Source organism: Wenyingzhuangia fucanilytica, assembly GCF_001697185.1.
GTDB lineage: Bacteria > Bacteroidota > Bacteroidia > Flavobacteriales > Flavobacteriaceae > Wenyingzhuangia > Wenyingzhuangia fucanilytica.
In genome coordinates, this window is the sequence record NZ_CP014224.1 from 2,402,501 (window position 1) to 2,425,574 (window position 23,074).

The following is a 23,074-nucleotide window of genomic DNA, read 5'->3' on the forward strand; positions in this document are numbered from 1 at the left end:
ACTTCAGGCACCCCCAGCTTCCATGGCTTGACGGGCGGTGTGTACAAGGCCCGGGAACGTATTCACCGGATCATGGCTGATATCCGATTACTAGCGATTCCAGCTTCATGGAGTCGAGTTGCAGACTCCAATCCGAACTGTGATAATGTTTAAAGATTTGCATCTAGTCGCCTAGTAGCTGCCCTCTGTCATTACCATTGTAGCACGTGTGTAGCCCAGGACGTAAGGGCCGTGATGATTTGACGTCATCCCCACCTTCCTCACGGTTTGCACCGGCAGTCTCTCTAGAGTCCTCAGCTTAACCTGTTAGCAACTAAAGATAGGGGTTGCGCTCGTTATAGGACTTAACCTGACACCTCACGGCACGAGCTGACGACAACCATGCAGCACCTTGTAAGAAGTCCGAAGAAATATCTATCTCTAAATAATGCATCCTACATTTAAGCCCTGGTAAGGTTCCTCGCGTATCATCGAATTAAACCACATGCTCCACCGCTTGTGCGGGCCCCCGTCAATTCCTTTGAGTTTCAATCTTGCGACCGTACTCCCCAGGTGGGACACTTATCACTTTCGCTTAGTCACTGAACCTAAATCCAACAACTAGTGTCCATCGTTTACGGCGTGGACTACCGGGGTATCTAATCCCGTTCGCTCCCCACGCTTTCGTTCATCAGCGTCAGTACATACGTAGTAGACTGCCTTCGCAATCGGTATTCTATGTAATATCTATGCATTTCACCGCTACACTACATATTCTATCTACTTCCATATGACTCAAGACTGACAGTATCAAAGGCAGTTCAACAGTTAAGCTGCTGGATTTCACCTCTGACTGATCAGCCCGCCTACGAACCCTTTAAACCCAATGATTCCGGATAACGCTTGGACCCTCCGTATTACCGCGGCTGCTGGCACGGAGTTAGCCGGTCCTTATTCGTAGAGTACCGTCAAACAAATACACGTATCTGCAGTTCTTCCTCTATAAAAGAAGTTTACAACCCATAGGGCAGTCATCCTTCACGCGGCATGGCTGGTTCAGAGTTGCCTCCATTGACCAATATTCCTCACTGCTGCCTCCCGTAGGAGTCTGGTCCGTGTCTCAGTACCAGTGTGGGGGATCTCCCTCTCAGGACCCCTACCTATCGATGTCTTGGTAAGCCGTTACCTTACCAACTAACTAATAGGACGCATAGCCATCTTAAACCGATAAATCTTTAATTGTAAAATGATGCCATTCTACAACACTATGGGATATTAGTCCACGTTTCCATGGGGTATCCCCCTGTTTAAGGTAGGTTCTATACGCGTTACGCACCCGTGCGCCGGTCGTCAGCAAATTGCAAGCAATTCCTGTTACCCCTCGACTTGCATGTGTTAAGCCTGCCGCTAGCGTTCATCCTGAGCCAGGATCAAACTCTTCATCGTTAATATTTTAATATTTTGATGATGCTCAAAAAAATCTCATGATATAATCATGTAATTTTACTTTCTAATTTTACGCTGTCAATTTCAATATTCTCAATGAACTTAACCACTATGTGGTTTTTTTTAACACCAACTCTTTTACAAGTTAGTCACTTAGCTGCTTCGCTAAGCGGTTGCAAATATAAGAACTTTATTTCTTCTAAAACAAATAAAATTTAAAATATTTTTTAAATCTTTTTTTACCCTAAAATAGTGACCTAAACCACTCATAAAACCCTTAATGTATCTGAACTTTTTCGCCCCTCTTAGCAGTTACCTGCTCGCTGTTGCGGCTGCAAAGATACGCACCTTTTAACTTTATTTCCTAATCTTTTGTAAACTATTTTTTACATTATTTTTACACTAACACTTAACATCCTTATTTATCGATTATTACATCTTAATTTATTTTTAACTCAACCCTATTTTTAACGCATACAACCTCTAAAAACTGTACTAATTCGGTATCTCTTTATACATCTATATCAATATCATCATATGCATAAACAACAAAGAGATCTACTTTTTCTAGATCTCCTTCTTTATATTATACAACTGCCTGGCGAATGTAATCCTCATACTCGTACCAAAACAACTCGAATTGGGACATTGTCTCGTTGAAAAAATCCCTATCAATTTAAAATTGATAGGGATTCTTAAAGATTTAAAGTTAAAAACTATTATTTATATTGACATAAATAAGAAGTTTGACCTGATACTTTTACTTGAAACTTTTCGTTTGCTTCAATTTGGTATGCTTCTCCAGCTTTGTAAGTAACCCAATCAGAAGATCCTGGTAATAAAACAGTCATTTCTCCTTCTACTACATTCATAGTTTCATGTAAACTTGTTGCAAACTCGTAAGTTCCAGCTTCCATCACTCCTAGAGTTGATTTTCCAGTTGCTGATTCGTATCCTAGTGATTTAACATTCCCATCAAAATATTCATTTGCTGATATCATATTGTCTTGTTTTAATTATTGTGATACGAAAATATGGAATTAGTAAGAAGAGACAATGGAACTTTTGGTACTTTTAATAAAAATTTGAAACCTAAGGAATAATTTTAAACTTATCGATCTTTAAAATTGAGTTTCCTGTATAAACTTCGTATCCTGCATTAATTGATTTTAACCAACAATTATCAGGAGCTAACTTGGCTATTAAATGTTTCTTACTCTCTGGAATGTTAGCAAACTGTACGTAATTTTTACTTGTTGCTATAATATCTTTTACATTGATATTTAAAACTGGAACTATTCCATTTTTACCATAACGAATAAACATAAAAAAAAGACCTTACTAATTTAGTAAGGTCTTTTTTTTTATTCTATAATATTATGATTCTTGTTCTCCTGCTTTTAAAGGAACTGTTTGCATAATATAGTCTTCTCCAAAAATATATTCACCATTTTCATCAACTTTACTATAGTCATATGGCCAACGGTGTACTTCAGGAATTTCTCCTGGCCAGTTACCATGAATGTGTTCAACTGGAGTTGTCCATTCTAAAGTATTAGCACGCCATGGGTTCTGAGAAGCTACTTTACCTTTATAAATACTCATAAAGAAGTTTACTAAGAAAACAATTTGTGCAGCTCCACCGATTAAAGCAAACACAGTCATTACTTGGTTTACATTTGCTAAATCATCAAATAATGGGAAGTTTGTATTTGTATAATATCTACGTGGTAATCCAGCTAAACCAATAAAGTGCATTGGGAAGAAAACTCCGTAAGCAGCAATAGCAGTAATCCAAAAGTGAATGTATCCTAATGTTTTGTTCATCATTCTACCATACATTTTAGGGAACCAGTGGTAAATACCAGCATACATACCATAGATAGCAGATACCCCCATTACTAAGTGGAAGTGTGCAACTACAAAATAAGTATCGTGTACATTAATATCTAAAGCAGAGTCTCCTAATACAATTCCTGTTAATCCTCCTGTGATAAAAGTGGAAACTAATCCAATAGAAAATAACATTGCAGGGTTAAACTGTAAATTACCTTTCCATAAAGTTGTAATGTAGTTAAATGCTTTTACAGCAGATGGAATTGCAATTAATAAAGTTGTAAATGTAAATACTGATCCTAAGAATGGGTTCATTCCTGAAATAAACATGTGGTGTCCCCAAACAATTGTAGATAAAAATGCAATGGCCATGATAGAACCAATCATTGCACGGTATCCAAAAATAGGTTTACGTGAATTAGTAGAAATAATTTCTGATGTTAATCCTAAGGCTGGTAATAATACAATATATACTTCAGGGTGTCCTAAGAACCAGAATAAATGTTCAAATAATACTGGAGATCCACCTTGATAGTTTAATACTTCACCTCCGATAAAAATATCAGATAAGTAAAAAGATGTACCAAAACTTCTATCAAAAATTAATAACAATGCTGCTGAAAATAATACTGGGAAAGAAACAACACCAATAATAGCAGTAATGAATAAAGCCCACATTGTTAATGGTAATCTTGTCATTGTCATTCCTTTTGTTCTTAAGTTTAAAATCGTTACGATATAATTTAAAGAACCTATTAATGACTGTGCGATAAAAATAGCCATTGATACTAACCATAAAGTCATTCCTGTTCCTGATCCTGGAATTGCTTGTGGTAAAGCTGATAATGGTGGGTATATTGTCCATCCTGCAGAAGCTGGTCCAGCTTGTACAAATAATGAAATAACCATGATTACTGATGATATAAAAAACAACCAGTAAGATAGACAGTTCATAAATCCAGAAGCCATATCACGAGCTCCAATTTGCAATGGAATTAATAAGTTAGAAAAAGTACCACTTAAACCTGCAGTTAATACAAAGAATACCATAATAGTACCATGTATAGTAACCAAGGCTAAATAGATATCTGGTTTCATAACTCCTGCTTCAGATTGAAAACGCTCTGGCAAGAAAGCTTCAATAATAGAGAAAGAATGCTCTGGCCATGCTATTTGTAATCTAAATAACAAAGACATTAAAACTCCAATAACTCCCATGATCATACCAGTTACTAAAAACTGCTTTGAAATCATTTTATGATCTAAACTAAATAAATATTTAGTTACGAATGTTTCTTTATGGTGATGTGCTGACATAATAATTTTTATCTTTTTATGATTCTAAAACGGTTTTAATAACTAAAATAATTCTTTAGCCGTCTTTTGTTGATTTAACCAAGTCAAGTAATCTTTCTCAGACTCTACAACAATTTTCATTTGCATATTGTAGTGAGATGGTCCACATATTTTATTACATAATAATAAGTAATCAAATTCGTATGGTTCGTCACCATTTTTAGCTCTTACTTCGTTTACACTTGCAACTTTTAAGATAACATCTTCTTGTTGACGCATTTCTTCTGTAGTAAATTTTGGCGTAAATCCAAACTCAGTAACCATACCAGGAACACAGTTCATTTGTGCTCTAAAGTGAGGCATATAAGCAGAGTGTAAAACATCTTGAGAACGGAATTTAAAAACTACTTTTTTACCTACTGGTAAGTGTAATTCTCTAACAGGAATGTCATCAGCAGAGTTAGCGTCAGTCATGTCAATTCCCATAGTATTAGCCCCCTCAATATTTCTAACATTTCCACGTCCTAATTCATTATCTCTACCAGCATATCTAGCTTCCCAAGCAAATTGTTTAGCATAAACTTCAACAACTATTGCTTCGTCACCTTCTAAGTCAGTAACATCATTCCAAATAGATAAACCATATAAAATTAATACAGCTAATACTACTGTTGGAATAGTAGTCCAAATCAATTCTAATTTGTGAGAATCAGCAAAGAATGTTGCTTTTCTACCTTTAATTCCTCTGTATTTATAAGAGAAAAAGTAAAGTAATGCTTGAGTAATAAATTGTACAATTCCAATCAACCAGAAAGAGATTACATATAAGTTATCATAATCTTCACCTTCTACAGAAGCTGAATCTGGAAGCATTAAATCTTGTAAAAAGATTAAGCAATATCCCATTAATAGATAGAAACCTACTAAAAAGATTAAAAATAATTTTCCTTGAGTATCGTTGTCTTTTTCAGTAGCGATAGGATTATTATCGTTCTCAAAAGTGATGATCTTTTTACCGTCTTTAATCTCTTTAAAGATTACTCTGTAAGTAAGTAGTTTGTTTACTTGCCAAACTCCAATGGCAAAAGCAACAGCTACGAAAAAATAAAATAATGCTAACATAATTTTGTTTTAAATTTTTTGCAAATGTAATGATATATATTAATAATGGAAATGTTCACTTTCGTGTAAGAAAGGGTTTCCTTTTGCAATTAATGGAGCTTTACTAATTGTTGTAAAGACAGCATAAATAAACAATCCTAAGAAGAATAAAACACTTCCTACTTCACCCCATCCGAATCCCCATTGATCTCCAACAGTAGCTGGCATAATCATTACGAAAACATCTATATAGTGACCTATCAAAATAATAGTTCCTGTTCCTAATACAATTTGAGGAATACGTTTGAAATCACTGTTAACTAACATTAATACAGGTAAAATAAAGTTTAAAGGAATCATTCCTAAGAACAATAATTTATACTCATCAAAACGTTGTACAAAGTAAGTTGTTTCTTCTGGCATATCAGCATACCAAATTAACATGAATTGAGCAAACCATAAATAAGTCCAGAAAATTGAGAATCCAAACATAAATTTAGCTAAATCGTGTAAGTGGCTGTTGTTAACTATTTCTAAATATCCTTTAGATTTTAAGTAAACTGTTACCATTGCAATTACAGTTAATGCAGAAACTACAGCTGTAGCAAAAACATACCATCCAAACAAAGTAGAGAACCAGTGTGGATCTAATCCCATAATCCAATCCCAAACAGACATAGACTCAGTGAATATGAAGAATGCTAAAAATGCAACTCCAAACTTATAGTTCTTGTAATAGTTTTTTAAATCGCTAGCGTTATCTTGTAATACAGAGTGCTTTCTGTTTAAATAAACAAAAACATTCCATCCTACTAAATATATAATACTACAGATTAACCATCTTGGTACATTTAACCATCCTGATTTATTTGCAATAATCGGATCAAAATTTGGTGAAGATGGATCTACAGTTCCTTCTGCCATCCAAACAAATAAATGGTTACCGTGTAAAGCAGTTATGATTAAAAAACCTAAGAAGATTACCGAAACATAAGGTAAGAATCCAGAAATTCCTTCCATTACTCTAAACAATACAATTGACCATCCTGCTTGAGCAACTCTTTGAATATTTAAGAATGCAAAAACTACAACCGTTACAAAAGTGAAAAAGAATAAAGCAACATAAAATGCAGCCCATGGTCTATTTTGTAATTGATGTAAAACATGAGCTAAATGTCCAGCATCGTGTCCTTCTTCTGCATGGTGATCTGCATGTGCATCATGAGTAGTATCAGCATGATGAGCGTCTTTATCTGCATGTTCATGATGTTCATCATGACTAATTTCTTTTGTTGCATGAGCATCACCTCCATGTGCCCCATGAGCATCTGTTTGGTGAGCTAATATTTCAGCAGCTTCTGCCTCTGTACTTGGAGCAGATGCAAAACTGATAATGATACCTATTAAACCAATTACCATTAAGGCAATAGCTGTAATCTTTAATTTACTTGAAAATTGATACATAATTTATCTAAGTGTTTGGTAATTATTTTAACAAGTTGTTTCTTAATTCCTGAACGTGTTTAACAATTAACCAACGTTCTTTCTCTGTCAACTGAGAAGCGTGAGATCCCATCATGTTTTTACCATGCATAATTACGTGGTAAATACTTCCTTCTGTAAGATCTCTATCTTTATAGTTAGGAATTCCTAAAAACTTTTCTCTCTTAACTAACTCACCTTGTCCATCACCTTTTTTACCATGACAAACTGCACAATAAATATCAAACAATTGAGCTTCTTTATTACTATCAAAGTCAGCAACTGTTAAAGGAGATTTTAAATTCTTTTTAGCATCTTCATAACCTTCATTAGTATCAGGATACTCGTAAGGAATATGTCCTCTTGAGATTGATCCTTCTGCAGGTAATTGTGCTTCTATACCGTTTGAGAAAACGTTACTTTCTTCATAAGGTTCACCTGAAACTGACTGGTACATATCTGGCATGTACTGTAAGTTACGCTTTGTTTTATCGCATGAAGTGAATACCAATGTTACTATTGCTATAACTGTTGTTATTTTAAATAATCTACTCATGAGTTCTTAATGCTTTTCAATTACTTTAATCTCAACAGCGTTAGTTGTATTTAACAAAGCTGTTAATTCTTCTTCATTATCTTCTACAGGAATTTCCATTAAGAAAATATCATCTGTAGTTCTTGGATCAGGGTTTTCTGCTTCTTTAAATGGCCATAATCTACTTCTCATATAAAAAGTAATTACCATTAAGTGAGCTGCAAAGAAAACTGTTAATTCAAACATAATTGGTACAAAAGCTGGCATGTTGTAAATCCAAGCAAAGTTGGGTTTACCTCCAATATCTTGTGGCCAATCTTGAATCATCATATAATTTGTCATCCAAATAGCGAAAGACAAACCACACAATCCGTATATGAATGCACATATTGCTAAACGAGTATGTGGCAATCCTAATAATTTATCTAAACCGTGAACTGGAAACGGTGTAAAAACTTCTTCAATATGATGATTAGCTTCTTTTACTGTTTTAACGGCATCCATTAAAACATCATCATCATTATATAATGCGTGTATAACTTTATTAGTGCTCATTTTTTCCGTCTCTTAATTGTTTATAATGTTCTCCTGAAGATTTCATAATTGTTTTTACTTCTGCCTGAGCAATTACAGGGAAAGTTCTAGCATATAACAAGAACAATACAAAGAAGAATCCAATTGTTCCAACGAATACACCAACATCTACAAATGTAGGTTCAAAACGAGTCCATGTAGATGGTAAATGACCTTTACTTAATACAATAGCAATAATATCAAAACGCTCAAACCACATTCCTATGTTAATTGCAATAGAGATAATGAAAGACCAAATAAAACTTCTTCTAACCTTTGTAATCCACAACAACTGAGGGATAGCAATGTTAAATAGAATCAATGACCAAAATGCCCATCCATAAGGTCCTGTTGCAGCACCTACAGACATATAAGTATAGTTTTCGTAAGGAGAACCAGTGTACCAAGCAATAAAGAACTCAGATGCATAAGCAACTGCTACAATACCACCAGTAACTATAATTACTATATTCATGTATTCAACATGTAAACGAGTGATGTAGTTTTCTAAGTTTGATACTTTTCTCATAATTCCCAATAACGTTTGTACCATAGCAAATCCTGAGAAGATTGCTCCAGCAACGAAATAAGGAGGGAAAATTGTTGAGTGCCAACCCGGGTTAATAGATGTAGCAAAGTCCATAGATACAATAGTGTGTACAGAAAGTACTAATGGAGTTGCCAAACCAGCTAATACTAAAGAAACCTCTTCAAAACGTTGCCAGTCTTTAGCTCTACCAGACCAACCAAAAGATAACAAAGCGTATATCTTCTTTTGGAAAGGCTTAACAGCTCTATCTCTAATCATTGCAAAGTCAGGTAATAAACCAGTCCACCAGAAAACTAATGATACAGATAAATACGTTGAGATTGCAAATACATCCCATAATAACGGTGAGTTAAAGTTAACCCATAAAGATCCAAATTGGTTTGGAATAGGTAACACCCAGTATCCGTTCCAAGGACGTCCCATGTGAATTAATGGGAATAAACCTGCCTGGAATACGGCAAAAATTGTCATTGCTTCTGCAGAACGGTTAATAGCCATTCTCCATTTTTGACGGAATAATAATAATACAGCTGAGATCAATGTACCGGCATGACCAATACCTACCCACCATACAAAGTTTGTAATATCCCAAGCCCATCCAATGTTCTTGTTTAATCCCCAAACTCCAATTCCTGTTCCGATGGTATACAAAATACATCCTACACCCCACAAAAATGCTACAAGTGCAATACCGAATGCGATATACCAATTTTTATTTGCCTTACCCTCTATTGGTTTTACGATATCCATTGTGATATCGTGGTAACTCTTTTCCCCTAAAACTAAAGGTTCTCTGATGGGTGCTTCGTAATGAGACGACATATAATCAATTTTAAATTTTAGTTATTCCTTTTTAAGCTTCGTTTGTGTTTCTGATTTTAGTTTGATAAACTACATTATTGTCAGTTCCAATGAACTCTAACAATCTATATGCACGCTCATCTTTACGTAAAGCAGTAACTTCATCTTCTGGGTTATTAATATCTCCAAACTTGATAGAACCTGTAGCACAAGCACTAGAACAAGCTGTAGTGAATTCATTAACATCAACTGGTCTACCCTCTTTTTTAGCATCTAGGATAGTCTTTTGAGTCATTTGAATACACATAGAACATTTTTCCATAACTCCACGAGAACGTACTACTACATCTGGGTTTAATACCATCTTACCAAAGTCATCATTCATATGGAAATCAAACTCATCATTGCTGTTGTATTTAAACCAGTTAAAACGACGTACTCTATAAGGACAGTTGTTAGCACAGTAACGAGTACCAACACACCTGTTGTATGCCATTTGGTTTTGACCTTGACGACCATGAGAAGTTGCAGCCACAGGACATACAGTTTCACAAGGAGCGTGGTTACAGTGCTGACACATGATAGGTTGGAAAGCAACCTGAGGGTTTACAGCTTCTACAGTTTCTAATGACTCATAGAATGCTGCATTATCTTGTGTAGTAGGAGCTGAATTAGTTTTCTTAGTTTCTAATCCTTCATCTCCTTCCGAAGTATAATATCTATCAATACGCAACCAGTGCATATCTCTACCCACTCTAACTTCATGTTTACCTACAACTGGAACGTTGTTTTCAGAGTGACATGCAATTACACATGATCCACATCCTGTACAAGATGTCAAGTCTATAGATAAATTAAAGTGATGTCCGATAGAACGATCTTGATCTTCCCATAAGTCAACTTTAGTAACATCAACTTCTTGGTGTTTTAAAGATACCTCTGGTCTTGGATTCCACTCTTCAGCGTTTCCATGTTTATACTCTTCTAAGCTAGTTTCTCTTAAAATATCATGACGACCTGCTATTGTGTGTTGTAATTGCTCACAAGCAAATAAATGTTCACCACCTGCATTTGTAACTGAAGCTATTTGAGAACCTCCAAAAGCAACTGCATAAGCATTTACTCCTAATAACATTTCTTCTTTTAAACCTTTAGTTTTACCATATCCATAAGATAAAGCTAAAGTTCCTTGTGCTTGACCTGGTTGGATTAACACAGGAACATTCTCAATAGCTACTCCTTTTACAGTAACTGTAGCATATTGACCATTGATAGCACCATTATCTTGAACTGGGTTTGTAAACCCTAATTTATCGGCATCTGCTTGAGAAATTAACAAGTAGTTATCCCAAGACGCTCTTGTTAATGGATCTGGTAACTCTTGTAACCATGGGTTGTTTGCTTGTTGACCATCTCCTAAAGCAACTGAAGAATATAATGTCAATTCAAACTCACCTGTTTTTGTATTTGCTTTTAAAGCTTTTGCTGCAGCAGCAACATCTATAGAATTAGCACTTAATGTTGTTGCACTAACAGTAGCAAAACCATCATGTAAAGCTTTGTTCCAAGAAGAACCATTTAAAATAGTTGTTTTTGCAAAAGAAGATAAGTAATCGTAATAAGAAGTACTTACACCTGTCCATGCTAACACACAATCTTGGAATTGTTTTGTATCAAACAATGGTTTGATAGTTGGTTGTGTTAAACTATATTGATTTGCTGTAATAGTAACATCTCCCCAAGCTTCTAAATAACTTGGTGTTGCTAAAGCATATTGCATTTCGCTTAACGTTTCATCTTCTTTAGATGAAAAACCAACTGTTAATTTTGTTTTAGCTAAACCAGCTTTAAAATCAGCTGCATTTGCTAGAGTATATACAGGGTTTGTATTATAAGTAATTAAAGCACCTACTTTACCTGCTTTTAATTCAGCTACTAAACTTGCAACCTCAGCATCATTTCCACCACGTACATACTTTACGTTAGTAGTATCTAAAATTTCAGAGTTTAAATAGTTGTTAATTGCTAAAGCAATTAATTGAGCATTCTTATCTTGAATACCAGTAACAACAACTGCTTTGTTTCCTGCCTTTTTTAATTGAGCAGCAGCCTTTTTAATATCTGCATCTGCTGGAGTTTTCTTAGATGCTAAGCTTTGTCCAGTAATAGCGTTATATAAATTAATTAAAGCATACGATTGCTCAGATGGCTTTAATACAATTCTTTTATCAGCATTTGCTCCAGTTAAAGAGTAGTTTGCTTCTACTTGGATATGGCGAGAAAACTTTCCTGCCTTTACATCTCTACCCGCAGCATAAGCAGCTTCGAATCCTCCACCTTGCCAATCTCCTAAGAAATCTGCACCAATAGAAACAATTACTTTAGCATCATCTAATTTATAATTAGGTAACGCTCTTTCACCGTAAGACTCTTCAAAAGCATCTAAAGCAGCAGATTCTGTTACAGCATCATAAACTACATGAGATACATTATTATATTTTTTTGAAAAATCAGCAATAATAGCATCTGTTGATGGACTTGCCATAGTTCCTGTTAAGAAAACTATTTTTTCTCCAGCGTTAGAAAGTTGTTCTAACTGAGCTGTTATTTTTGAATTTACATCAGACCAAGAAGCTGTATTCCCTTTTATTTTAGGACCTCTTAATCTTAGACTGTCGTATAAAGAAAGTACTGATGCATTTACACGTGCATTAGTAGTTCCTTTTGCTTCTTTGTTTGGTAAAATAAAAACAGGACGTCCTTCTTTAGTTTTTACCAAAACGTTTGCAAAGTCAAATCCATCTGCAATAGTAGATGCATAATAATTTGCAACACCTGGAGTTACCTCCTCTGGTTTTACAACATAAGGAACAGATTTTATTACTGGTCCTTCACAAGCTGCTAAAGAAGCTGCTGCTGTTGTAAACCCAACATATTTTAAGAAATCACGTCTTGTTGTACTAGACGTTTCTAAAGTTTCTTTATCACCTAAAAACGATTCAGGAGCTTGTCCTTCATTAAATTCGTTTTGTTCAAGCGAAGCAACAATAGAACTATTTTCATTTAGTTCCTCAACACTTTTCCAGTATTTTTTGTTTGATGCCATGGTTAATTTTGTTTTATCTATAATTGATGCTAACTATAACTTAGCTTAAAATCCTTAATACTCTTAGTAATGACACTTACCACACTCCTTACCTCCTAATTGAGCAATAGTAACCTTATTTACTCCATATTTTTGAGATAATTGTTCGTGTATCTTTTTATAGTATCCGTTACCTGCAATATTCACCTCTGTCTCTTTGTGACACTCGATACACCAACCCATTGTTAATGATGCATGTTGATGTAACTCATCCATTTCCTCTACAGCTCCATGACATTTTTGACAAGCAACTCCAGCAACAGTTACGTGTTGTGAGTGGTTAAAGTATGCGAAATCTGGTAAGTTGTGAACACGTACCCATTTAACAGGCTTAGTCACCCCAGTATACTTTAAGTTTTCTGCATCCCAACCAGCAGCATCGTATACTTTTTGAATTTCTTTATCTAACTTAGATTTGTCTAATACTCTTCCTTCGCCTAATTTCACCTGAGTATCATCTGCAACTTCAGAAATATTCTTATGACAGTTCATACAAACATTTACTGATGGAATTCCAGAAGTTTTAGAGTGTTTGGCTGATGAGTGACAGTATTGACAATCAATCTTATTATCACCTGCGTGAATTTTATGAGAGAATGCAATTGGCTGTACTGGCTGATATCCTTCATCAACACCTACAGACATTAATGCTGTAAATCCAAAATACACTCCTAAAAACACTAAAATAATTGTTGCGAATATCTTTAAGAAACCGTTGTTACTTTTTAAGAAAACCCATCCTATTAAAGCTAACAAAACCAACGTTACTACTACTGTAGCGATTTTTGGTAAAACTTGACTAGGTGTAGACTCTACCTCTACTGGTTGAAAAGCAGCAGCAGCTCCTCCTTTTTTAACATCTCCAACAGTAGTATAAGCAATAATACTTTCTATCTGATCATCAGACAAAAACTCAAAAGTACTCATTGCAACACCACCAAACTCTTCGTATACTGCTTTTGCATCAGCATCACCAGAAGCTCTTAACTTGTTGTTGTTTTTAATCCAGGCTTTTAACCAATCCATTTCACGACGTTCTGCAACGTGCGCAAGAGCAGGTCCTGTTGATTTCTTGTCTAACTTGTGACATGAAGCACAATGCATGTTAAACAATGCTTTTCCAGCTTTTACTTGCTCATCTGATGGTTTATCTTGTGCAGATAAACTTAAAGAAAAAGAGAAGAAAAGCGCTAAACTTAACTTTAAAACACTAGATAATTTTCTGTGTAATTTCACAATTTTCATACAGTTGTATAATAAGTTTTAAATATATTCTAAAGTGCAATTTAATAAGACATGATATAAATCATTTTAAATTTCACGTATGGCAAAAGTAATATTATGCATCCAATTGGAGAACAGTTATACCGTCTAAAAGTTAATTTATATATATTCTAAATAAGAGGTTTTTAAGATTAGTTTTGTTATATTTGTTTGAAATCAAAACAAATTATTCATGCATAATAAAATAATTCTTATTTTTACTCTAGTAATCAGCATGTCTTTCACAATAACGATGAATTCTCAAGAGCAAAAATCTTCATTAGATCATTTTCTAGAGAAGAAACGTAACTATAACAAAACCAGTAAAATTGGCTATAGTGTTTTATTGTATAATGGTAACGAAGAACAAGCATTGACTGTTTATAATTCATTTAACGAAGAGTATAAAGACATTAAGGTTAAACTTTCATATGTTAGTCCAGACTGGAAGGTAATGACAAAAGCATATAGCACAAAAATTGAAGCTGAACGCATTTATTTAATTGTTAAAGAAAAACATCCTAACGCGAAAATTTTATAAAATTGATTGTTCAAGAAAACATAGATATCTATCAAGAGGTCTTTAATTCAATTAAAGATTATAATAAGGGGATTGTAAATACTCATATTAATAAACTTAAAGAGTTAGATACTTTTTTATTGCCCTCTCAATCTTTTTTTATTTTAACCAACACTATTAATAATACTTATGAGTTTGTAAGTAAAAACTTTGAAAAAACACTCGGACTTAGTATAGACAAGATGATGAACGAAGGGGTTCCTTATTGGTTTAGTCATCATCATCCAAAAGACTTGGAAATATGGTTAAACATTCTAAATGAATTAATGTCATTTACTATGTCGGAAATTCCTGTTGAAGACCGAAAAAAACTTTCCTATACTTGGAATTTAAGAATCAAAAACTCTAAAGGAGTCTATGTTAACCTACACAAACATCAAACCCCAATTGCTTTTGATGAAACTGGAAAACCTATTGTTGGAATAAGTCATAATACTATTACCTCAGAAAATATTGAATTGCCAATTATAGCATCTATCAAGATGTTAAATGACAATGATGAATACGAAACTGTTTTTTACAAAAACTACAGTCAACAATTATTGACAGAGGGTTTATCTAACAGAGAAAAGGATGTTTTAAGATTATTAGCCCTTAACTTAACAAGTAAAGAAATAGGTGAAAAACTATTTATTAGTTCACATACTGTTGATGGACATAGAAGGAAAATTATAAAAAAAACAGGGTTGAAATCTACTGGAGAAATTATACAATACTGTAGGTCTCAGCAATTATTTTAAAAAATTATACTACAACAAAAAAGCGGTGCACTATGATATAGCGCACCGCTTTTTTTATCAACTCCATCCAAAAACACTCAAATTGAGTGTTTCAATAACCTTATATCTATTGTATTTTTGAGTTAAGAAAAAGTTTGTTATCAACAGTAATGTTGGTTTTCATGAAAAAGAAAAAGTAATAAGACACTATCCATTTAATAATGAATAGTGTTTTTTTATTTTACATCTTTTAGTCATAATAGATGAGTGCATTTAAAAACGCTCAACTTGAGTGTTTTTAAATGCACTCATGTTCACTAACTTTAGAATATCAAATCAAACAAGGATATTAAAGTAATTATATAATTTTGAGTTTTATCGTTGAAAAAGGAATAGTTGTTTAAAAAAAAGACGTTACTTGCTATGGTAACGTCTTTTTTATTTATTTAGTATTTAGAATTTTATCTAATTAACTTTTTATATTTTATTCTTTTAGGAATATTATCTCCTCCTAATCTTTTTATCTTATTTTCTTCGTATTCAGAGAAAGATCCTTCAAAGAAATAAACTTGGGAATCTCCTTCAAACGCTAAGATATGCGTACAAATTCTATCTAAGAACCAACGGTCGTGAGAAATCACTACTGCACATCCTGCAAAGTTTTCTAAACCTTCTTCTAGAGCTCTTAGTGTATTTACATCTAAATCGTTAGTAGGCTCATCTAACAACAACACGTTACCTTCTTCGCGCAAAGTCATTGCTAAGTGTAAACGGTTACGTTCTCCTCCTGATAAAGTAGATACTTTTTTATTTTGCTCTGATCCCGAAAAATTAAAACGTGATAAATAAGCTCTTGAATTCACCATTTTTCCTCCCATCATGATTAACTCTTGACCTTCAGAAAAGTTTTCCCAGATTGATTTTTCAGGATCAATATTAGAATGGTTTTGATCAACATAAGCTATCTTAGCTGTTTCTCCAACGACAAATTCTCCTTGATCTGGGGTTTGTTCTCCCATAATCATTCTAAAGATCGTAGATTTACCAGCACCGTTTGGTCCAATAATTCCTACAATTCCGTTTTGAGGTAAGTTAAACTCTAAATTATCATACAGTAACTTATCTCCAAAAGCTTTGGCAACGTTTTTAGAAGCTATTACATTGGTTCCTAAACGAGGTCCATTAGGAATATATATTTCTAATTTTTCTTCTACTTGTTTTTGATCTTGGTTCATCAATTTATCGTAGTTCTTTAAACGAGCTTTAGATTTTGCTTGACGACCTTTTGCTCCTTGACGCACCCATTCTAATTCTCGTTCTAATGTTTTTTGACGTTTAGAAGCAGTCTTTTCTTCTTTAGCCAAGCGCTGTCCTTTTTGCTCTAACCAAGACGAATAGTTCCCTTTCCATGGAATTCCTTCTCCTCTATCTAATTCTAAAATCCAACCCGCTACGTTATCTAAGAAATATCTATCGTGCGTGATTGCAATAACAGTTCCTTTATATTGTGCTAAGTGTTGTTCTAACCAATGTACAGATTCAGCATCTAAATGGTTCGTAGGTTCATCTAACAACAATACATCTGGTTCTTGTAATAACAACCTACATAAAGCTACACGTCTGCGTTCTCCTCCAGATAAATTTTTGATTGGCGTATCCCCTTCTGGAGTACGCAAAGCATCCATAGCAATTTCTAACTTGGTATCTAACTCCCAAGCATTAGAAGCATCAATCTGATCTTGTAATTCAGCTTGACGAGCCATTAATTGATCCATTTTATCGGCATCAGAATACACTTCTTCTAAACCAAACATGTCGTTAATCTTATTGTACTCTTCTAGAATAGCAACTGTTTCTGCAGCCCCTTCTTTTACAATATCCATCACCGTTTTATCATCATCTAATTGAGGCTCTTGCTCTAAATACCCAACTGAATACCCAGGCAAAAAGGTAATATCTCCTTGATAATTCTTTTCAGTTCCTGCAATGATCTTCATCAAAGTAGATTTACCAGAACCATTTAATCCTAAGATTCCGATTTTAGCTCCGTAGAAAAAACTTAAATGAATATTTTTTAATACTTGTTTTCCTGTTGATTGGTAAGTTTTACTCAATCCAGACATGGAAAAAATTACTTTCTTATCGTCTGACATATTTTTTAAATTTTAATAGGCTCAAAAATACTTCTTTTTTTATACAAAGACTATACATAAAAGAAAAGCCTATTGCAGATTTTACTATTAGCAAATGATATTTAGGTAAACATCAAACAATGGCTTATTTAAAAAACAATCTCATACAATAGTTAAACAAACCTAACTGTTCTTTATTAAAAAGAATATAAAAGCAAAAAGCCTCCTAAATTTTAACATCAGGAAGCTTTTTAAACTATTTTGACCATTATTTTAAGACCTTGACAATTCTACTAATTGCAACTTCTTGTATTTACGTTTCCGTCAGGAGAATATACTCGAATCCAATCTACTCTCATCTTTGTATGCTCACCTGTTTTTATATCAGAACTATTCCAAAAAGCATCAACACTAGGATATCTCCATGTTTGAGCCGCATGACTAATAATCATGTGCATTTCTCTAGTTAATCCATCTCCACAACTTGTATAAGAATGAGGATCTATACCATCATCAACTCGCAAACCGTCTACAACCTTAACTCTTTTTCCGTCTACAAAATATTCTAACCTTGTTTCACTTACCCATTTCACACCAAAATAATGATAATCTTCACTCCAAACCACCTCATTATCTCGACTACAATCTCCTGTTGTTTTTTTTCTAGACATCCAAGTTTGTTGGTGTGGCTGATAGTCTAATCTTTGACCTCCATCATTCTTAAATGTGTGATGACTTAAATGTATACGATCTGCGTAATAAGGAAAATCACATGATGTTCCATCAGGTCTAACTTTAGGTCCATATGCCTCTACATTATCTATTTCTTCTGTTGTTCCAGGGTCATCACTCAACATCCAAACTGCATTTGCTAATTGAGAGTTACTAATTTTTACCTTTGCTTCTTGAAACAGAGGATAACTACTTTTAGCTATAGAAGTAATCATTCCGCACTTTAGTCTTCTACTTGCTCCTGAACCTGTTTCTGCTGCTTCAAGCACTAGAGCTCTGTTTGTTCCATTAATAGTCTCAAAAGAAACCTGATCTCCTGTCCATACTGTTGGTACTGGTCCTGTATAAGAATTTACAAAACCAAACTTCCATTTACTTGTGAAATCAGTTGCTGTTTCGCCTGTTGGATAATCAAATTCATCCGACAAAGCATCAACCAATTGCCAAGATCCCATACCATAATTATCACGATTTACGGCACTCACATTATTATTTACAGGAGAATCATAAAGAATGTTGTTTTTTGGACTACAAGCTGAAAAAGCAGCTGATGGCATCCCTTCCTTATCTAAACCATCGTCTTGAGTTACTTCATCATCGTCTTTAATTATATCATCTGAATCCTCTATATCACTTACATGATTTGTTTGTCCACAACTAAAAAGTGATAGACACATAAAAACAATCCCTAATTTAATTTGATTCATTCTATTCCGTATTATAATATTAATATGTTACTAAATTAGAACTCAATAATATTATCCACAATAAACCCAACTAGACATAGACTAAACATTCCTATAAAAAAACACGACAAATCATAGAAAATATTGCTACACTCCTACTTTAGGGGCTTATAAAGATTCAACCTGCTACTTGAATTATTACAAAACGCCCATTTTTCCCTCTTGATAATCTATAAATGCCTGATAGGTTTCTCTTCTAGAATTCATTACAAAAGGCCCTTCCATTACAACAGGCTCATCAATAGGTTCTCCTGAAAGTACTAATAACTTTGACGATTCTTTTGCTTTTATTTGAAATCCATCTCCATCTTGATCAAATACGACCATTGCATCTTCACCATATTTTAGACTTTGACTATTGTTAATCTCTACTTCTCCTTTAATTAGGTACACTAAAGATTGATGTGAACTAGGAATTTCTATAAAAGTCTCTGCCCCTTGTTTTATATCTACCCAAAAAGCATTTACAGGAGTTTGTGTTTTTATAACTCCCAAACTTCCTTTTTGCTCACCAGCTACAACCGTTATTCTACCACCATCAAAAGAAACAAATTCCATTTGCTCCAAATCTGCTTGCTGATAATTAGGTTCCATCATTTTTTTACTTCTTGGTAAGTTTAACCAAAGCTGAATTCCTTCTAACTCTCCAGATTTTTCTACAAACTCTTTAGTAGGTCCCTCTGCATGTAAAATTCCTTTTCCCGAAGTAATCCACTGTACACCTCCACTTTTAATTACTTGTTCATTCCCCAAAGAATCTCTGTGCTTTTGTTCTCCTTGAATTAAAAAAGTAATAGGCTCAAATCCTCTATGTGGATGTGCACCCAACTCAAAAGGATTTTGATCTTTGCTAATAGAATAAGGTCCATAATGATGTAATAATAAAAAAGGATCTACCCTTGGTATTTTTTGACTTGGAATAGGTTGTCTTAATTCAATTGGCCCCATCATTGTAAATGGAGAATTACTTACGGTATTTATATTGTTATTTTTCATCTCTTGTGTTTTTAGGTTCTAATTTTATCTAGAATTTTATTCAATTGTAAAGCCTCATCCATTGTTAAATTCCTCATCTGTTTTGGAGTCAACTCAAAAGTTATTTGTTCTAACAACTGCAATCCGTTATCTGTAATAGACACATATACGGCTCGCCTATCTTTATCACACCTTACTCTTTTTATCAATCCTTTTTCACATAACTTATCAGTTAATCGAGTAGTGTTTGGCGATTTTTCTATCATTCTTTCTTTTACCAACTTCATGGTAATCGCCTTTTTAGCTCCTCTTAATATTCTTAGAATATTGTATTGTGCTGTAGAAATTTGATATTCTTCTAACTCTTTATTTCCTAAAGCATTTAAAAAATTAGCCGTGTATTTTAAATTAAGTAATGCTTTTATGTGCTCTGAATCAAAAACAGCGTTTATTTCTTTAGAAAATTCCATAGTCCTTAAATTTTATAATTCTTTTTCAAACTTTTGAATTAACGATGCTAATTCATCATTCAATTTGGTATCTACTATTTTTCCATCTTTAAAGTTTTCTCCAAAAGACGGAAAAGAAAAACTACCCACTATATTAGCTCCATGGTAAGGCATTCTACCTTTAGCAATCTCTAAAACTGTTTGCCCCCCTCTAGCTCCTGGCGATGTTGCTAAGAAAAGTACTGGTTTATCGTACCACATTTTAGGGTTGACTCTAGAAACCCAATCAAATATATTTTTAAATGCTGTTGAGTAAGCTCCATTGTGCTCTGCAAAAGAAACTATAAATCCATCTGCTAATCCCATAACATTGTTAAATACTTCTGCCAAATCTGGAACACCATTTTCTTGCTCTTTATCAATACTATATATTGGCATCTCAAATCTATCTAGCTCTAAATCTTTAACCGAAACTCCTTTTAACTGACTTCCGGCATAAATAGCTAATTGTTGGTTAATAGAATATTTGCTATTACTAGCTCCAAATACGATTACTTTTTTCATTTTGTTTATTTTTTAGTTGAATATAATTTTTTCCCAAGGAAAAAAGAACTTAAGATTAATATCAATGCAATAATCGCTCCCATTTGCTCTCCATCATTAACTACAACATGTGCAGAACCAGCTAATAAAGCATTAAAAAACATGGCAGAATAAACCCAATCTTTAAGACTAGATTGCTTTTGAGTTAACAACACAATAACCCCTGCTATTTTTAAAACACCTAAAGGGTAAATAATATACAATGGAAATCCTAAGTTGATAAACTCCTGCGATACTTGTTCATGATTAAAAAAATACATAGCCCCTGCCATTAAATACATGATACTTAATAAGACTGTTACTACCCAATAAGAAATTTTAATTGTTTTCATTTTTATCTGTTTTAATTTTACGGTGTAAAGATATAAAAATTATTTAAATATTTACCATGGTAAATAAAAACATGGTTAATAAACTCACATTATAACATTATTGAATTGTTAAGCATCAAAAATCTATGGGTTTTTGTACATTTGGCACTGCAAAAAACACACGATGGATATCAAGTTCAATAAAAACGAAGACCACAACAAACTTACTGTAGCAGACTTAAGAAAGAGATTTGCTAAAGTTGCCCTAGGTGGAGGTTTAAAAAGGATAGAAAAGTTACACGAAAAAGGAAAACTTACTGCAAGAGAAAGAATTGATTATTTATTTGACAAAACAACAAAAGCAATTGAAATTGGAGCTTTTGTTGGAGATGAAATGTACGAAGAACACGGTGGATGCCCTTCTGGAGGTGTGATTGTAAAAATAGGATATGTTAGCGGAAAACAATGTATTGTAGTGGCTAATGATGCAACAGTAAAAGCTGGAGCTTGGTTCCCTATTACCTCTAAAAAGAATTTAAGAGCTCAAGAAATTGCCATGGAAAACAGAATTCCTATTATCTATTTAGTAGATAGTGCAGGAGTTTACCTACCATTGCAAGATGAAGTTTTTCCTGATAAAGAACATTTTGGTAAAATTTTTAGAAACAATGCCAAAATGAGTAGTATGGGAATTACTCAGATTTCTGCGGTGATGGGAAGTTGTGTAGCAGGTGGTGCCTACTTGCCAATTATGAGCGATGAAGCTTTAATTGTAAACAAAACAGGAAGTATTTTCTTAGCGGGTAGTTATTTAGTAAAAGCTGCTATTGGAGAAAGTATAGATAATGAAACGTTAGGAGGAGCTACTACGCATTGCGAAATATCGGGTGTTACAGATTATAAATCTAAAGATGATAAAGATTGTTTAGATACCATACGTAACATTATGGATAAAATTGGAGATTATGATAAAGCGGGATATAACCGTAAAGAAATAATAGCTCCAAAAGAAAATCCAGAAGAGATTTATGGAATATTACCTAAATCTCGTGCCGAACAATATGACATGAATGAAATCATTAAGCGTTTGGTAGACAATTCTGATTTTGAAGCCTATAAAGATGGTTACGGAGAAAGTATTATTTGTGGTTATGCTCGTATAGAAGGATGGGCTGTTGGTATTGTAGCCAACCAACGTAAAGTCATCAAAAATAAAAAAGGAGAAATGCAATTTGGTGGTGTGATTTATTCAGACTCTGCCGATAAAGCCACTCGTTTTATTGCCAACTGTAATCAAAAGAAAATTCCATTAGTCTTTTTACAAGACGTTACTGGTTTTATGGTTGGAAGTAAAAGTGAACACGGAGGAATTATAAAAGATGGTGCTAAATTGGTGAATGCCGTATCAAACTCAGTTGTTCCTAAATTTACTGTTGTTATAGGAAACTCTTACGGGGCAGGAAACTATGCCATGTGTGGAAAGGCATTTGATCCTAGATTAATTTTTGCTTGGCCTTCTGCTAGGTTAGCAGTTATGGGTGGTGCTCAGGCAGCAAAAGTATTGGCACAAATAGAAGAAGCTACTTTACAACGTAAAGGAGAAGAAATTACTCCTGAAAGACATGCCGAAATTCTTAAAAACATTGAGAATAGATACGACAAACAAACTTCTCCTTATTATGCTGCTGCTAGGTTGTGGACAGATGCGGTAATAGATCCTTTAGAAACTAGAACATGGATTGGTATGGGAATAGAAGCTGCAAACCACGCTCCTATTGAAAAACCTTTCAATTTAGGGGTTATTCAAGTTTGATAAAACA

The 23,074-nt window shown here is 33.9% G+C and carries 19 protein-coding genes and 1 rRNA gene (1 of these 20 only partly in view); 3 read left to right on the top strand and 17 right to left on the bottom strand.

Annotated elements, in window-relative coordinates:
• The 11 genes from AXE80_RS09645 to AXE80_RS09695 all read right to left on the bottom strand — a co-directional run.
• Positions 1-1,425, bottom strand: a 16S ribosomal RNA gene (locus AXE80_RS09645); it reaches 97 nt to the left of the window's first position.
• Between the two features lie 719 nt (positions 1,426-2,144).
• Positions 2,145-2,426, bottom strand: coding sequence for a pyrimidine/purine nucleoside phosphorylase (ppnP, locus tag AXE80_RS09650; RefSeq protein ID WP_068826731.1), 282 nt, complete (start codon positions 2,424-2,426; stop codon positions 2,145-2,147).
• A gap of 91 nt (positions 2,427-2,517) precedes the next feature.
• Entirely contained in the window at positions 2,518-2,751 is a 234-nt protein-coding gene (locus tag AXE80_RS09655; RefSeq protein WP_068826733.1) for a hypothetical protein, read from the bottom strand.
• A gap of 51 nt (positions 2,752-2,802) precedes the next feature.
• The gene (locus AXE80_RS09660) at positions 2,803-4,578 is read right to left on the bottom strand and encodes a cytochrome c oxidase subunit I (protein WP_068826735.1); all 1,776 of its coding nucleotides are present in this window, start codon (positions 4,576-4,578) and stop codon (positions 2,803-2,805) included.
• A 42-nt stretch (positions 4,579-4,620) separates the two neighbouring features.
• Positions 4,621-5,679: a cytochrome c oxidase subunit II gene (locus tag AXE80_RS09665; RefSeq protein WP_068826737.1), complete on the bottom strand. Its 1,059-nt coding sequence runs from the start codon at positions 5,677-5,679 to the stop codon at positions 4,621-4,623.
• Between the two features lie 39 nt (positions 5,680-5,718).
• The gene (locus AXE80_RS09670; RefSeq protein WP_068826739.1) at positions 5,719-7,122 is read right to left on the bottom strand and encodes a quinol:cytochrome C oxidoreductase; all 1,404 of its coding nucleotides are present in this window, start codon (positions 7,120-7,122) and stop codon (positions 5,719-5,721) included.
• A 22-nt stretch (positions 7,123-7,144) separates the two neighbouring features.
• Positions 7,145-7,696, bottom strand: a complete 552-nt coding sequence (locus tag AXE80_RS09675; RefSeq protein WP_068826741.1) for a c-type cytochrome — start codon at positions 7,694-7,696, stop codon at positions 7,145-7,147.
• Positions 7,697-7,702: 6 nt separating this feature from the next.
• On the bottom strand, positions 7,703-8,230 hold the full coding sequence (locus tag AXE80_RS09680) for a DUF3341 domain-containing protein (RefSeq protein ID WP_068826743.1): 528 nt from the start codon (positions 8,228-8,230) through the stop codon (positions 7,703-7,705).
• Positions 8,220-9,620, bottom strand: a complete 1,401-nt coding sequence (gene nrfD, locus AXE80_RS09685; protein WP_068826745.1) for an NrfD/PsrC family molybdoenzyme membrane anchor subunit — start codon at positions 9,618-9,620, stop codon at positions 8,220-8,222. The genes AXE80_RS09680 and nrfD overlap by 11 nt, the downstream gene beginning before the upstream one ends.
• A gap of 31 nt (positions 9,621-9,651) precedes the next feature.
• Complete coding sequence (locus AXE80_RS09690; protein ID WP_068826747.1) at positions 9,652-12,705, bottom strand: TAT-variant-translocated molybdopterin oxidoreductase; 3,054 nt, start codon at positions 12,703-12,705, stop codon at positions 9,652-9,654.
• A 63-nt stretch (positions 12,706-12,768) separates the two neighbouring features.
• A complete protein-coding gene (locus tag AXE80_RS09695; RefSeq protein ID WP_068826749.1) occupies positions 12,769-13,989 on the bottom strand; it encodes a c-type cytochrome in 1,221 nt (406 codons plus the stop codon).
• 253 nt (positions 13,990-14,242) lie between these two features.
• Between AXE80_RS09695 and AXE80_RS09700 the strand changes: the two genes are divergently transcribed.
• Together AXE80_RS09700 and AXE80_RS14545 are read left to right on the top strand one after the other, a co-directional pair.
• Positions 14,243-14,548 carry a hypothetical protein gene (locus AXE80_RS09700; protein ID WP_157359387.1) on the top strand — a complete coding sequence of 102 codons (306 nt, stop codon included), beginning with the start codon at positions 14,243-14,245 and terminating at the stop codon, positions 14,546-14,548.
• 2 nt (positions 14,549-14,550) lie between these two features.
• Positions 14,551-15,327, top strand: coding sequence for a response regulator transcription factor (locus AXE80_RS14545; RefSeq protein ID WP_269465801.1), 777 nt, complete (start codon positions 14,551-14,553; stop codon positions 15,325-15,327).
• 440 nt (positions 15,328-15,767) lie between these two features.
• Here the strand turns inward: AXE80_RS14545 and ettA are convergent, their stop codons facing one another.
• The 6 genes from ettA to AXE80_RS09735 form a co-directional block, all read right to left on the bottom strand.
• Positions 15,768-17,459 (bottom strand): energy-dependent translational throttle protein EttA, encoded by a 1,692-nt coding sequence (ettA, locus tag AXE80_RS09710; RefSeq protein WP_068826753.1) that lies wholly within the window; start codon positions 17,457-17,459, stop codon positions 15,768-15,770.
• A 272-nt stretch (positions 17,460-17,731) separates the two neighbouring features.
• Positions 17,732-18,877, bottom strand: a complete 1,146-nt coding sequence (locus tag AXE80_RS09715; RefSeq protein WP_068826755.1) for a LamG domain-containing protein — start codon at positions 18,875-18,877, stop codon at positions 17,732-17,734.
• 177 nt (positions 18,878-19,054) lie between these two features.
• Positions 19,055-19,912: a pirin family protein gene (locus tag AXE80_RS09720; RefSeq protein ID WP_068826757.1), complete on the bottom strand. Its 858-nt coding sequence runs from the start codon at positions 19,910-19,912 to the stop codon at positions 19,055-19,057.
• Positions 19,913-19,923: 11 nt separating this feature from the next.
• Positions 19,924-20,361: a MarR family winged helix-turn-helix transcriptional regulator gene (locus AXE80_RS09725; RefSeq protein ID WP_068826759.1), complete on the bottom strand. Its 438-nt coding sequence runs from the start codon at positions 20,359-20,361 to the stop codon at positions 19,924-19,926.
• 12 nt (positions 20,362-20,373) lie between these two features.
• Positions 20,374-20,904 (bottom strand): NADPH-dependent FMN reductase, encoded by a 531-nt coding sequence (locus AXE80_RS09730; RefSeq protein ID WP_068826761.1) that lies wholly within the window; start codon positions 20,902-20,904, stop codon positions 20,374-20,376.
• Between the two features lie 5 nt (positions 20,905-20,909).
• On the bottom strand, positions 20,910-21,275 hold the full coding sequence (locus AXE80_RS09735; RefSeq protein WP_068826763.1) for a DoxX family protein: 366 nt from the start codon (positions 21,273-21,275) through the stop codon (positions 20,910-20,912).
• A gap of 163 nt (positions 21,276-21,438) precedes the next feature.
• Here AXE80_RS09735 and AXE80_RS09740 point away from each other — a divergent pair, with 163 nt between their 5' ends.
• Entirely contained in the window at positions 21,439-23,067 is a 1,629-nt protein-coding gene (locus tag AXE80_RS09740) for an acyl-CoA carboxylase subunit beta (protein WP_068826767.1), read from the top strand.
• Positions 23,068-23,074: the final 7 nt, after the last annotated feature.

What these genes read in the sequence shown, in the direction of transcription:
- AXE80_RS09715 (WP_068826755.1), bottom strand. Translation starts at nt 18,877, where the DNA reads ATGAATCAAATTAAATTAGGGATTGTTTTTATGTGTCTATCACTTTTT.
- AXE80_RS09665 (WP_068826737.1), bottom strand. Translation starts at nt 5,679, where the DNA reads ATGTTAGCATTATTTTATTTTTTCGTAGCTGTTGCTTTTGCCATTGGA.
- AXE80_RS09695 (WP_068826749.1), bottom strand. Translation starts at nt 13,989, where the DNA reads ATGAAAATTGTGAAATTACACAGAAAATTATCTAGTGTTTTAAAGTTA.
- AXE80_RS09725 (WP_068826759.1), bottom strand. Translation starts at nt 20,361, where the DNA reads ATGGAATTTTCTAAAGAAATAAACGCTGTTTTTGATTCAGAGCACATA.
- AXE80_RS09700 (WP_157359387.1), top strand. Translation starts at nt 14,243, where the DNA reads ATGTCTTTCACAATAACGATGAATTCTCAAGAGCAAAAATCTTCATTA.
- AXE80_RS09655 (WP_068826733.1), bottom strand. Translation starts at nt 2,751, where the DNA reads ATGTTTATTCGTTATGGTAAAAATGGAATAGTTCCAGTTTTAAATATC.
- AXE80_RS09660 (WP_068826735.1), bottom strand. Translation starts at nt 4,578, where the DNA reads ATGTCAGCACATCACCATAAAGAAACATTCGTAACTAAATATTTATTT.
- AXE80_RS09680 (WP_068826743.1), bottom strand. Translation starts at nt 8,230, where the DNA reads ATGAGCACTAATAAAGTTATACACGCATTATATAATGATGATGATGTT.
- AXE80_RS09735 (WP_068826763.1), bottom strand. Translation starts at nt 21,275, where the DNA reads ATGAAAACAATTAAAATTTCTTATTGGGTAGTAACAGTCTTATTAAGT.
- AXE80_RS09690 (WP_068826747.1), bottom strand. Translation starts at nt 12,705, where the DNA reads ATGGCATCAAACAAAAAATACTGGAAAAGTGTTGAGGAACTAAATGAA.
- AXE80_RS09675 (WP_068826741.1), bottom strand. Translation starts at nt 7,696, where the DNA reads ATGAGTAGATTATTTAAAATAACAACAGTTATAGCAATAGTAACATTG.
- AXE80_RS09720 (WP_068826757.1), bottom strand. Translation starts at nt 19,912, where the DNA reads ATGAAAAATAACAATATAAATACCGTAAGTAATTCTCCATTTACAATG.
- AXE80_RS09740 (WP_068826767.1), top strand. Translation starts at nt 21,439, where the DNA reads ATGGATATCAAGTTCAATAAAAACGAAGACCACAACAAACTTACTGTA.
- ppnP (WP_068826731.1), bottom strand. Translation starts at nt 2,426, where the DNA reads ATGATATCAGCAAATGAATATTTTGATGGGAATGTTAAATCACTAGGA.
- ettA (WP_068826753.1), bottom strand. Translation starts at nt 17,459, where the DNA reads ATGTCAGACGATAAGAAAGTAATTTTTTCCATGTCTGGATTGAGTAAA.
- AXE80_RS09730 (WP_068826761.1), bottom strand. Translation starts at nt 20,904, where the DNA reads ATGAAAAAAGTAATCGTATTTGGAGCTAGTAATAGCAAATATTCTATT.
- nrfD (WP_068826745.1), bottom strand. Translation starts at nt 9,620, where the DNA reads ATGTCGTCTCATTACGAAGCACCCATCAGAGAACCTTTAGTTTTAGGG.
- AXE80_RS09670 (WP_068826739.1), bottom strand. Translation starts at nt 7,122, where the DNA reads ATGTATCAATTTTCAAGTAAATTAAAGATTACAGCTATTGCCTTAATG.